This window comes from Paenibacillus sp. MAH-35 (assembly GCF_058135425.1).
Genome location: NZ_JBYUPU010000051.1, coordinates 31,365 through 44,794 on the forward strand (window position 1 = coordinate 31,365; position 13,430 = coordinate 44,794).

At 58.6% G+C, this 13,430-nt stretch carries 5 protein-coding genes; 4 read left to right on the forward strand and 1 reads right to left on the reverse strand.

Annotated elements, in window-relative coordinates; translation table 11 throughout:
- Position 1 precedes the first annotated feature (1 nt).
- Both AC3Y2E_RS30870 and AC3Y2E_RS30875 read left to right on the forward strand, forming a co-directional pair.
- Positions 2 to 6,850, forward strand: a complete 6,849-nt coding sequence (locus tag AC3Y2E_RS30870) for a carboxypeptidase regulatory-like domain-containing protein (protein WP_379217146.1) — start codon at positions 2 to 4, stop codon at positions 6,848 to 6,850.
- A gap of 197 nt (positions 6,851 to 7,047) precedes the next feature.
- Positions 7,048 to 7,452 carry a hypothetical protein gene (locus tag AC3Y2E_RS30875; RefSeq protein ID WP_379217147.1) on the forward strand — a complete coding sequence of 135 codons (405 nt, stop codon included), beginning with the start codon at positions 7,048 to 7,050 and terminating at the stop codon, positions 7,450 to 7,452.
- A 97-nt stretch (positions 7,453 to 7,549) separates the two neighbouring features.
- Here AC3Y2E_RS30875 and AC3Y2E_RS30880 read toward each other — a convergent pair whose 3' ends face one another.
- Complete coding sequence (locus AC3Y2E_RS30880; protein ID WP_379217148.1) at positions 7,550 to 8,977, reverse strand: extracellular solute-binding protein; 1,428 nt, start codon at positions 8,975 to 8,977, stop codon at positions 7,550 to 7,552.
- Positions 8,978 to 9,436: 459 nt separating this feature from the next.
- Between AC3Y2E_RS30880 and AC3Y2E_RS30885 the strand changes: the two genes are divergently transcribed.
- Positions 9,437 to 10,759 carry an ABC transporter substrate-binding protein gene (locus AC3Y2E_RS30885; RefSeq protein ID WP_379217149.1) on the forward strand — a complete coding sequence of 441 codons (1,323 nt, stop codon included), beginning with the start codon at positions 9,437 to 9,439 and terminating at the stop codon, positions 10,757 to 10,759.
- Positions 10,760 to 10,817: 58 nt separating this feature from the next.
- The gene (locus AC3Y2E_RS30890; RefSeq protein ID WP_379217150.1) at positions 10,818 to 13,250 is read left to right on the forward strand and encodes a hypothetical protein; all 2,433 of its coding nucleotides are present in this window, start codon (positions 10,818 to 10,820) and stop codon (positions 13,248 to 13,250) included.
- The last annotated feature ends 180 nt before the right edge of the window (positions 13,251 to 13,430 follow it).

Sequence of the window (13,430 nt, forward strand, 5' to 3'; positions counted from 1 at the left end):
ATTGCGCAGATGGATGGTCTGGACCGTGGTGTTGATGATGATCGTGCCGTACGGTTTGCTGGGCCCGGGAAATCGGACATCGGCCGCCGGGCAAACGATTGTTGAGGAAGGTGAAGCTCCGATCGAGGCGTATACGAACAAGTGGAACGTAATTCCCGCATGGACCGCCGCTCCCGTCATCGACGGGGAATTGGATGAGGCGGCATGGAGCGGCGCCGCGCCGCTGGACGATTTCCGCACGGCCTATTACAACGAGCCGGCGACCGGCGGCATCGCCTATAAAGTGGCTTACGACGAGACGAATTTGTACATCGGAGGAACGTTTGACGAGGAAGAAAGGGACGTACTGGAACGGATCGAAATCGTGATCAGTCCGCAGACGGCAGGCGGGCTGCATTATGTGGCGTCCATCCCGGTCACTCCTTCGGGAAGGACGTTCACGACGGGCTGGAACCAGACGCTCGACGGTGTAGACCCGCAAAGGGTGAAAATCAGCGCCTTCTCCCATGAAACGTCGTTGGCGGGCGGTGTCTTTACGGTCGAAGCGGCCATTCCGTTGTCCGCCTTCGGGTCCGCCGTCGTCTCGCCGGGCGCAGAATGGCGGATGAATATCATCCACTTGCATCATCTGAATACGAAGCCGCTCTCCTCGTGGGTACCGATCCGCACGTCGAGCTTCTGGGATACGTCGGGGGCTGTAAAGGTGCCGGCCAATGTCGTGGACGAAGGGCGGCTCGGCTCCGTCTTTTTCGAACGAACGACGCAGGGCGTTGCTTGGACGCTGCTCGAACCGGAGCTCCACTATACCGGTTTTGCGACGAAGCGGTTGTCCTTTGACGGGACCAGTCTGGAACCGGATGATACTGTCTTTGAGCTGAAATGGATAGATCCGCTCGGCAACGTGACGACGCTTGACGACGTGCAGGCCGCTTGGGAAGGAAGCCTCAGCGTACTGACGTTCTCGCATCCCGGGCCGCTTCGTGACGGCATGTACCAGCTGCAAATACTGGCCTGCGAAGACGATCCGGCCGATTGTCGGTTCGCCTTACTGACCTTCGACAGGGACAGCCTGATCGACGCGGGCATCCAAGACGCGGAGCAGGCGTCTCCCGCCGGCGATGTCGTTCCGGTGACGCCGGCCCCCGCCTCGGCGGCCGTCGAGAACATACTCGAATTGATCCCGGACCGGGTCGGCTTCCGCTTCGCCGGCTTGCCGGAAATGCCGGAGCTGAATCCGGACGGGTTATATACGCTGTCCGCCGACGGCAAAAGCATGGTTGCGCCTAAAACCGGCACGGCGTATCCGAACGCGCAGTATCCGGAAACCGGCACGGTGACCGCCGTCAACCGGAAAGGGGAAACGCTGGAATATCCGTATTACGAAGACGCCGAAGGCAAGCGATACTTTTTATCCGCGCATTTGTGGTATTTGCAAAAAGCGTATACGCTCAATCAGACGAATGCGATCGCCAAGACCGACCCGCTCGGTGCGGCACGCCTGCTGTACCGGTTTGCGCAAGTGTACGAAGGCTACGTGCCGACGACCGATTATAATTGGTATAACTATCCGATCAACATCACCTCCGGCCCGCCATTCAACTATTGGGGCGGCATGTGGAACCGCTGGTCGGTATCCGACCTGAACAGTCTGCGCCCGCTCCTGCAAGCTTACATGGAAGTGAAGAAGACGGACGCCCTGCAAGTGCTGAGCCAGGAAGTCGGGGAAGACGTCGAGAAGAAGCTGGTCGAGCAAGTAGTGATGCCGTCCGTCGATTATGCGCTCAGCTATCCGACGACGCTCGGCAATATGGACTATACCCAATGGCTCGGCCTGATCGACGCCGGCAAGGCGATTGGGCAGCCTGACTACATTCATAACGTGGTGGAATGGATGAGGGAATACGTCGACAGGCGGTATAGGTCCGACGGCTTCTGGTACGAAGTGGCGCCCTCCTACCACGTGCAGTCGACCGACGGTCTGAATTTGGCGATCGGGCAGCTGCAGGGGTACAGCGACCCGACCGGGTACGTTTCACCGCGTTCGGGACTGCATTTCGACAATTTGGATATGTATAACGATTTTCCGATCATCGGCAAGGCGAAGGAAATCCCGAACCTGCTTTCCTTCCCGAACGGCCAACTGCTGCCCGTCCAGGATTCGTGGGCGTCGGACAAAGCAAAGGCGCCGCGGTCGGACGTCGGCTCTATGCTGCTGCCCGATGCCGGCATCGGCCGCCTGTCCGGCGGAACGGGCGCGGACCGGACACAGCTTTACCTGGAGTTTACGCCGAAGACCGGGCATACGCACTACGATCCGTTGAACTTGAATTTGTACGCGCAGGGCCAGGAATTGCTGCCCGATCTCGGGTACACGTATACGAAATACCGCTATTTCACCCTGTCCACGCTCGGCCATAACACCGTCGTCGTCAACGGCAAAAACATGACCACGGCCGGCGCGGGCAAAGACGGCGGGGCGATTGAGGCCTTCGCCTCCGTCGGCGCGTTCCAGGCAATGCGGGCAAGCGAAGAAAACGCTTACGCGGAGACGGAAATGTACAGCCGGGAGCCGTGGTTCGTTCCGTTCGCCGGCGGGAATGGCGGCGAAGGCTACGTGCTCGATCTGTTCCGCGTAAAGGGCGGCAGCCGCCATGAATATACGTTGCAGGGCGACGCGAACCTTGACGCCGAATTCGAGACGGACTTGCCGCTTGAATCGTACGGCCCGTACCTGCTGCCGCCAGGAACGGAAGTGCACGAAGCGGAATCTTTCAACGAGAGCGGCACGGCGGCAGGGAATTATCCCGCCTACATTTATGTGAACGATGTGCAGAAGGCCGAACTGTCGGGCGACAAGTACGAAGTGACGCTGGAGACGTCCGACAACGGGGCGGACAAAGCGAAGCTGAAAATTACCGGTTTGCTGGAGGAAGGGAACAACGAGCTGTATTTGGGTCGTTCTCCTTCCATTCGCTCCACACGGTTGTTCGGGAAAAGCAAGGACACGAACGACGAAGCGGTCCAATACGACATGCCGAAGCTGGTGTTGAGACGGGAAGCAGCCAACTTGAACAGCACGTTCGTGACGGCGTTGGAGCCGTATACGGGCGCTGCCGGGTCGAAGATCGATTCGATCAAACGGCTGGAGCCAAGCCAGTCGCCGGAAGGCGCAGTGGCAGTGAAGGTGACGTACGGCGATGTCACGGACTATTTGCTCAGCTCGCCGGAGCATCCGGACCAGCCGCTCGTCGTCGGAGACATCACGATGCGCGGAGAGATGGGCTTTATCCGGGTGGAGGACGGCGTCGTACAGAACATGTACCTTGTCGGCGGAACCGAACTGAAGAAGGGAAGTAAGGAGATCAGCGCGCAAGGCTCCGTCACCGGGACGATTACCGGCACGAAACGCAAGGCGAACGGCGATCCGTACGACGCGATCGTGACGAGCACGCCTATCGATCCGGAGATTGCCGCCTTCCTGAAAGGGAATTACGTCATCGTAACGCATCCGGACGGATCGACGAACGGTTACAAAATCGGGGACATCCGCAGCGTGGCGGGACAAACGGCGATCGTCCTGGCCGAATACGATCCCGGATTCGAGCTGAAAGCGGACGGGACGTCGCAGATGATGTTTTATCCGGCGAAAAGCTGGACCGGCGCGCATACGTTCAAAATCGCCAACGTGGAAGCGCTGGACCGCAATCCGCTGCAAGCCGTCACTCTGGAAGCGCCGCAGCGGGATTTACCGAAAGGCGAGACGGTTCCGCTGGCCGTGTACGGGGTGAACCGGGACGGCAGTCCCGCGGTATTGTCCGCGGGAGAAACGGTTTTTACGAGCAGCGATCCCGCCGTCCTGGTGGTCGACGCAAGCGGAAACGTCACGGCGGTCGGTGACGGGACCGCCACGGTGAGCGTCGAGGTGACGTTGAACGGAGTGACGAAGACGGCAAGCGTCGTCATGTCGTCGCAATCCCGGTCGCTGCAAACGTACAATATCGTCGATCTGAACATCGCGGAGCAGACGGTGCCGACGCTGTACGTTACCGATACGAATACGGTGCAGCTTGAGGCGAATGCGGCCGGACAAGGCATTTCGTTCGACTTCGAGGTGGCGGAGGACGCCGCGTACGCCATCGGGATCAAACCGTTCAAGGCGGGCAGCTACGGGAAGTACAAGATCAGCGTCGACGGCACGGAACTCATGATCTACGACTTCTACAGCAGCATCGGCGGAGCGAGCACCGCGTTCGAGACGATCGGAACGATGCCGTTAACGGCGGGCACCCACCGGATCGCGCTGGTGGGTGACGGGAAAAACGCAAGCTCCAGCAACTACAAATTCGGGCTGATCCAGTTGGAAATGAAGGAGTCGCTGCCCGACGCTCCGGCTTTACAGGCGGCGGCGGGGCCGATCTATCCCGGGCAGGCGTTCGCCATGACGTTCGCCGATTCCGCCGCATGGCGGAGTGAGATATCCGGCGTGACGGTTGACGGCGTCCCGCTGGCGAGCGGCCAATATACCGTCTCGCCGGGCAGCATTGCCTTCGCTGCGGATGCGCTGCCGGCCGGAGAAGGCGCGGCCTGGATCGTCGTGCAGGCGACGGGGTACCGGCACGCGGCCGCGGAGCAGCGGATCGCATCCGCCGCCGCGCTGAGCGGGCTTGCGGTCGGCCCGGGCACGCTGAGCCCGCCGTTTGCGCCGGAGATGCGCGACTACGCCGTGCTGGTCGACGAAGACGTGTCCGCGCTGACGGTCACGGCACAGACGTACCGGCCCGACGCCCTCATCACGGTTGGCGGGCAGACGTACGGCAGCGCGGCAACGATCCCGCTCGCCCTCCAGCCCGGCGCCAACCCGCTGTCGCTCGCCGTTGCTGCTTCGGACGGCAGTTCCGCCATCTATACGGTGACGGCTTACCGGGATGTCCGCGAATTCGAGCCGATCGGCACTGTAGCGGGGGCCGTGTACGGTGCGGGCGGCGCTCCTGTGGCCGGAGCGGTCTTGCGGTTCGTCGGGCAAGCGGAAGTCGCTGCGACGACGGACGAAGACGGCCGCTTCGCGATTGCAGAAGTGCCGAACGGGAGCTGGCAGCTTGCGGTGACGAAGCTGGATTATCTTGATGGGCTGTCTAACGTATTCGAAGTGACGACGAGGCAGACAACGTCTGTCGACGTGACGCTGCAACGGTCGCCGGTGCCGGTTTTGTCCGGCGTGACATACGGGGCGGCGGCGATCGGTGACCCGGTGTCGGCGACGATGTCGCGTGACGGGGTACTGTATCTTGTCCCGACCGGTACGGCGGCGACGCAGACGGCGATTGAAGCGGCGTCCGTCGTCACGGTCGGCGGAGCGGTGTACGGCACGCGGGCGACGGCTGTGGCGGGAGTCGCGGCCGCGCTGGACACGACCGATTTCGCCTCCGGCCTGTACGTGGCATACGCGATCGACGGCGCCGGCAACGTGTCCGCGGGGTCGGAGCGGATTGCAATCATCCCGCGCAGCCTGGCGGCGATCGACAATACGAGTCCGTTCGTGATGTATTCCGGCTCCGGGACGACGACGACGAGCGCCAGCCTCCTGTATGGCGGAAGCGAATGGATCGGCACGGAGAAAGGCGCGACCGCGCGGGCGCCGTTTTACGGGACGCGGGGGCAAGTGCTCGCCACGAGGGCTTCGAACGGCGGCTTGGCGGACATTTACGTGGACGGCGTTTACCGGACGACTTACGACTTCGTCAAGCGCGGCACCGCGCAATACCAGTCGGTCGTGTTCGACACGGGGCTTTTGCCGCTTGGCGCGCATACGGTGGACATCGTGTCCAAAGGAGAAATCGGGGCAAACTCGCAGAACAACTGGATTCGGTTCGACGCGCTTCTGGTCAACGGATACGAGTCGATCGGCACCGTAACGGGGACTGTGTACGGTGAGGAGGGCGCTCCGTTGACCGGAGCGGTCGTGCGGCTTGTCGGGCAAGCGGAAGTCGCAGCGGCGACAACGGATGGAGACGGCCGCTACACGATCGCGAACGCGCCGGGCGGAAGCTGGCAGCTTGCCGCGACGAAGCTGGATTACGTGGACGGTTTGTCTGACGTATTCGCCGTGGAGAACGGACAGACAACGTCCGTCGACGTGACGCTGCAACGGTCGCCGGTGCCGGTTTTGTCCGGCGTGACGTACGGGGCGGCGGCGATCGGCGACCCGGTGTCGGCGACGATGTCGCGCGACGGGGTGCTGCATCTCGTCCCGGCCGGTACGGCGGCGACGCGGACCGCGATTGAAGCGGCGTCCGTCGTCACGGTCGGCGGGGCGGTGTACGGCGCTCGGGCGACGGCTGCGTCGGGAGTCGCGGCCGTGCTGGACACGACCGATTTCGCCTCCGGCCTGTACGTGGTTTACGCGACCGACGGCGCCGGCAACGTGTCCGCGGCTTCGGAGCGAATTGCAATCATCCCGCGCAGCCTGGCGGCGATCGACAATACGAGTCCGTTCGTGATGTATTCCGGCTCTGGAACGACGACGACTAGTGCCAGCCTGTACGGCGGAAGCGAATGGATCGGCACGGCGAAAGGCGCGACCGCGCGGGTGCCGTTTTATGGGACGAAGGCAAAGGTGCTCGGAACGTTGGCACCGAACGGCGGCTTGGGCGACATTTATGTGGATGGCATTTACCGGACGACGTATGATTTTATGAGGCGAGGCACTGCACAAATCCAGTACGTCGTGTTCGATACGGGCGTTTTGCCGCTTGGTGCGCATACGATCGAAATACGGGCGACAGGGGAGAAAAATCCGAACTCGCAGAACATTTGGGTCCGGTTTGACGCGCTGCTGGCCAGCGGATTTTAACCTTCCTCGCATCGCCGAGGGAGGCGACGAACAAAAAATAGAAGAAACGTTGGCGGCGCGCAAATAAAGCCGCAAAACGAAACCACAACCTCCGGCCGTCTGTTTATAACGGCATGGGGGTTGTGGTTTTTCGTAGAAATAGTTTACGGCTATACCGTAAATTTCGATGCCAACCAGGGAATTTCGTCGGACAACATTTGTTTATTGAGGTTCCTGGCACAGTAGTCGTTCAATTAGAAGCTGCAAAAGCGTTGCATTTGAAATTAGACAATCCAAAAGTGGTTCAATCTGTGGCGGGGCAAGTTTACATCCAAGCCGATCTGTATCCGCAAATCAGAAGTCGGACCGGGATGGCTTATGACCATGAAAGCGAGGATTTTATCCGAAATTCAACTCAAACGGTGATATACACACCTTCTGCCTGCTATTTGATGGGGGATCCAAACGAGCAAATATACAAGCACTTTTCAGAAAGTGGCCAGTTGCCGGCCGGTACGTATACGGTGGGAGCAAAGGCGTTGTTTGATTTGCTTGATGATGCAAAAAAGATACTCGGAAAGTACAATATACCGCTAAAGGAAATCGAAATAACGGTGAAATAATCGGATAGAAGAGACGTTAACGGGGAGGCTTATTGTTGTTCGATAAATATATGTTCCGCAGCAACATAGCCCATCTATAAACAGTCAAGCCGCGTCCCTACTTGGGGATAGCGGCTTGTTGCGGTTCCGGTCGCGCCGGATAACGGGATGTGATCGCATCGATTTCAGCGCGCAGCGTGTCCTCGCCGATCAGCCCGGTCCAGTAGGTTTTAAGTATCTCGTGCAGCTCGCGGAACGCTGGAGCCGACAGCTCCAAATCCCGGTACGTCCGAAAAGCGGGGATAATGTCCCGGAACAGGTGAAACCGGGATGGCCGGTTGAGCGTTCGCTCTCCTTCGTCCGGAGCTTCGGCGACCGCTTTCAAGGCAGGGATGCTGAGCGTATGTTCCCGGATAAGCTGCTGTGCCCGGGGTGATGTCAAATAATCGGCGAGAAGCTGGGCTTCCTCCGGATACTTGGTAAGCGTATTAACCGCAATCCCCGTGCTTGACAGCAGCGTCCGGGGGTCGTGCATATACGGCAGGGAAGAAATATCGTATTCGAGCGGCGAGGAGGAGAAACGGTTCAACGCCTCGTAGCCGGTAATAATCATGGACGTTTTGCCTTGCAGAAACAAAGTGCCTACATCGTTCTCCGAGCTGAACAGAAGGTTCGGGAAAAAAGTGTGGTTCCCCATCATTTCTTTACTGAGCCGAATCCCGTCGAGCCAAGCCCCGGAGCGGGTACCCGCGGCCGAAGAGCCGGTCCCCTGCAGCAAAAATAGCGGCCAGCGTTCATGATGAAGCGGCTGAAAATGAAAACCGTAACGCTGGCCCGGTATGGACAGTCGTCCGGCCTCAACCATGGCGTGCTCCCAGGTCCACCCCGAATCCGGCTCCTGTACGCCGGTCTCGCGAAAATGCCGCAAGTTATAGGCGAGAACGAGCGGAGAAAACTGGATCGGCAGTGCATACAACACGGAGCGTTCGGTAAACACTTTGTTCAGAAAAGGATAAACGTCCCCGCTCGGCTGCTGCGGCTTCAAAATGTCCTCATATCCTTCGCCGGCGACTTCCTCGAAATGGCGGTCCTTGATCGTGATCAGGTCGACCAGGCCGTTATCCATCATAGGACGCATCGTCTTGACGAATGTCGGATACGAGTTGACGGCTACGGCTTCGACGTGAATCTCCGGATGCAGCTGTTCGAAATCGGCGAGAAGCCTGGATAATCCGAGCTCCAACTCGTCCTTCAAATAACAGCCGAGCATAAGCGTAATCTCCGGTTTCCCGGCCGGTTCCCGGCCGGAGGCGATGACCAGGCTGCCCACTCGCGGAATTTTCTCGATCAGCCCTTCCTCCGCCAGCTCCTCCAGCCCTTTGCGCACCGTTTTGTTGCTGAGCCCGAATTGTTTGGCCAAGTTTTTTTCGGGAGGCAGGTAGGTTCCCGTCTTATAGATGCCGGTATGAATACCGTCGCGCAGCTGATCGACCATATCGTTCAGCCGGGACTGAAACGTTCTTCTGCCGGACTCTGATGAACTCATGCACCATTCCAACTTTCGCTTGATGTCGTAAAAGATTGACGTAATCCGCCTAAAGCAAGCCGGCCATGGCCGCATACCGCACACGGCAGGAGGCTGCGGCCGGTTGCTTCCCTATGTCGTCAGCGGTTATTCTTACTTGTATCATACCGAAAAAGAAAACGGTTGTATAGGGAGTGGGGCTGCTTTAACGCGGATTAAATTCCGAATGATTCCCTCGAGAAAAAATGAATTGACAGCATATCCGGTTCGGTTTTATGATAAAAGTACATCAAGGGGAATCACAGTATTCATCTATCATGAAAGTTGACGGTGAGGAGGTTGCGCAGCCGGTATTTATTATTTTAAGTGTGATTTGGAACCAAGGGGAATCAAATGGCATCGCTTTAACAAAATCAAATCAAGCGATCGGTCCATGCAAGCAAGCAGCCTGACTATCAGAGAAACGAAGGAGAGATTGCGATGAAGCGGGGAACTGGGAAAACGGTGGCGGTAAGTTTGTTGACGGCGCTACTTGTAAGCGCTTGTGGCGGCAATGCGGATAAGGGAGCCGGGAATCCGGAGCCGGTGAATGACAAAGGGGCTGCGGAAGTAAAGGAAACCAGCTATCCGCCGGCAAAACTGGTCATTTATTCGACGAGCGGCTGGACGGAGGAAGTTTTTAACGAGCGGTTTGGTAACGCTATCAAAGCGAAATTCCCACAGCATACATTTGAGTATATCCAATGGAAAAACGGGACCCGTTATCCCGATCTGGTAGCCTCCAAGCAGGAAATCGACATCGTCTGGGAATCGATCGCCAAATTTGCAAGCGGTCCGCTGGCGTTTAATATGCAGATGGATATGACGGAGCTGATGAAGACGCATAAAGTCGATACGAGCCGAATCGAGCCTACGCTGATGGACCTGATGAGAGAAATGTCCGGCGGCAAAATGTACGCGCTGCCCGTGCAAAACAATACGACCGTGCTTTACTACAACAAAGACATCTTCGACAAATTCGGCGTTTCTTATCCGAAAAACGGCATGACCTGGGACGAAATCTTCGAGCTGAATAAACGTCTGACGCGGACCGACGGCAATGTGCAATATGTAGGGCTTGCGATGCAGCATTACTTCCCGACCAATTCGTTGTCGCTCGGCTATGTCGATCTGAAGACGGAGAAGCCGACGATCTCAAGCGAGAAGTGGAGGTCCTTGTACGAAGTGTACGGGAAGCTGGCGGAGCCGCAAGGCTACAAGGATAAAATCAGAGCCGGCAAGAAGATACCGGAAGTGATCTCCTTCGTCAAGGATAAAGACGTCGCCATGCTGGCGGCGCTGGCCAACACCCATATGACCCAGGACATGTCCTCGATGAACTGGGACGTCGTCAGCATGCCGGTGTTCAAGGAAGCTCCGCAAACCGGCCCGCAAGGGTACCCGACCTACTTCGGCGTATCCGCGATCAGCAAAAACAAAGATCAGTCGATGGAAGTGATCAAATATTTGATCTCCGATGAGTTCCAGTTAAGCGTGTCCAAAACAGGAACGCTGCCGGTAGTAAACACGAAGGAAATCAAGGACGCGTTCGCCAAGGATACGAATTTCAGCAGCAAAAATGTGAAGGTCGCTTTTTACGAGAAGTTTGCTCCGATCGCGCCGAAGACGATTTACGATCCCGGTGTCGAATCTGCCTATAACAAAAACATTATCAGCTATGCGCTGGGCGAGATGGACCTGAATACGCTGCTGCGCCAAGCCGAGGAAGCCGCAACGAAATCGATCGCAGACCAGAAAAAATAAAGAAACGGTGCGTGCGGTCTGAACAAAACGAACGATTGACCCGGAAGGAGGAGCGGGAGTGACCTTGACTGATGCAACAAAAAAGTCCGAGCGGATGGCCGGTATCGAGGATTATACGAGGTTGCTGGAAAGATGGGTTCGGGGGGCAAAGCCGTATCTGTACGTCTGCCCGGATCGCCCGGAACTGGCCTGTTACGGTACGGGAGAAAACGGCTGGGGCGTCCAGACGAATCAAAAGGCTTTTGCCGCGTTCGCCGTGCTGGCGGAAGCCCCGCAGTTTGATGAGCGGCGGGCCGGCATCAGTCGGCTTGAGGTCAGAGAGACCGCTCTGAGCCTGCTGCGTTACAGTCTTCATACGCATCTGGCCGGAACATACACTTGTACGGACGGTACCGCGTGGGGCAATACGTGGATCAGCGTTCTGGGAATGGAGCGGATGATGCACGGGGTCGAAGCGGTCGAGGGGGATATGACCGACGAGGAGCGTCTGCTGCTGAGACGGGTCATGCTGTCGGAGTGCGACTGGCTGCTCGACCATTACGAGATCGTCGCCGGCTTGACGGCGAAGGAAGGACGCAACAAGCCGGAGAGCAACTTGTGGAACGGCGCGTTCCTGCACCGGACGGCGATCCGTTATCCGGACGCTCCGAGAGCCGGGGAGTACCGCGAGAAGGGTACCGACTTCCTGATTAATTCCGTGTCCGTTCCGGCAGATGAAAGCAGCGAAGAAATCGTCGACGGCCGGAAAGTGTCGGAGCGATATGTCGGGGCGAATTTCTTTCCTTCGATGGCGCTGAATCATCACGGCTATTTGAACGTCGGTTATATGGTCATCTGCTTGTCGAATATGGCGATGCTTCATTTCGACTGCCTCGGCAAAGGGATACGGGCGCCGGAGTCGCTGTACCGGCACGCTCGGGAGCTGTGGGATGCGGTGAAGACGTGCACGTTCCCCGACGGTCGGCTGCTGCGGATCGGCGGCGATACGCGAATTCGCTACACGTATTGCCAGGACTACGTGATTCCGGTCTGGCATATGATCGCGAACTTGTTCGGGGATGCGGAGTGTGCGAAGCTGGAGGACGGCTGGCTGCGCCAAATCGTCAAGGAGATGGACGCCTCGGGGGACGGCACGTTCCTGTCGTTCCGCTGCGGCGCTCTGCTCCGCGAATCGCCGCTTTACTTTACCCGGCTCGAATCGGACCGGGCGGCGGCGTTGTCGATGGGGCTTGCCTGGCGGGAGCTTGCTTACCGCAGTGCCTCGCAGGGCGCGTCGGCCGCGGAAGCCGTGCCAGCTGTGCAACCCATGCAACCCATGCCAGCCGGCGTCAACACGCCGTTCCGCGAACCGGAAGAAGTTCCGGGGACGGCCGGGTCCGCGAGTCCGGACTCATGGCATGACGCCTACCACGGCGCGTATTTGCATAGGGGCAAGCAGCGGATCGCTTCATGGGTATGGGAATCGGCGGAGAAGCCGCAAGGGCTGATCGTGCCTGCCGGCTCCAGCGACATGGCCGAATGGTGCGAGAACTTGTCCGGACAGCTGCAGGGGTACGGCCTGTTTACGGAGCAAAAGCTGGATGGGCATACGGGGCACCTGTTTCCGGGCGGATTCGTTACGTCAGGCAGTACGATCCTATTCACCCGGGGGCTCCTCGCGGAAGGACAGCAGGATCAGGAGCTTGCCCGCAGCCGGCTCGTATGCGCGGCGCTGCCCGACGATACGCATATGCTCGTGCTGCAATATGCCGCCGCATCGGGGCAGCGGACGATGCTAAGGTCGGTCAAAGGGTTGAACCTGCTTATTCCGAACGATCTGTTTAACGGCGGACGCCGCGACTATTACCATGAGCATGGGGGGCGTTCCGTAACCGGCCTTGTTAACGGTGAGGAGATCGTCTCGACCGGGTCCCGCTGGCTTAATGTCGACGACAAGCTGGGAGTCGTAGCGGCCTACGGGACGGACGGGATCTCGATCCACAGCCCGGGCCGAAGAAATGTCGGGCTGAAGACCAATCTACGGACGGCGGGGCTAGAGAAGACGTTATATGCCGACACCGTCTGCGGTCCTTGCCGGACAGAAGCTATATCCGTACCGGCGGGCGAACCGCTGCTCGATACGGGGTATCTTCTGCAAGCCGGCCTTCCTAGGCAGAAGACTGCCGCCTATGCCGGGGACGACCGTCTCTTATCCGTGATCCGGCATGAAGCCGGAGTGATCCGGGCGGTAAGCGTCCGGGGAGCGGACGGTCATCTTTACGTACTCGCGGCGAATTTCGGAACGGAAGACGGCAAGCTTCCTATTCCGCTGCCGGGAGCGGCGGCCGATCTTGTTACCGGGGAGGAGCTGAGCGCAGATCTTGACGGCACGCTCGTGGTGGAGCTGGCAGGGGGAACCGCACGGCTGCTGAGGATGTTCCAGTCGGAGGGTCCGGCCGGTTCGTTTCTCGATGGCATGGAGGAGCCGATAAGAGCGGTTTGCAGCTCCTAATATCCGCGAGAAGGGGGAAGACCCGGCCAACGGGCAGAAATAAGAGGCACAAACGGGACTTTCCTAGTTAGTGTTCCAAAACGCCGAAATCCCTTGTGGCAGTAAGAGAGTTTTGTATTACCAACATTTATCCTCGTTTATTTCTTTCTGAACCCAAATATTTTGTTAAAAAAACCTTGT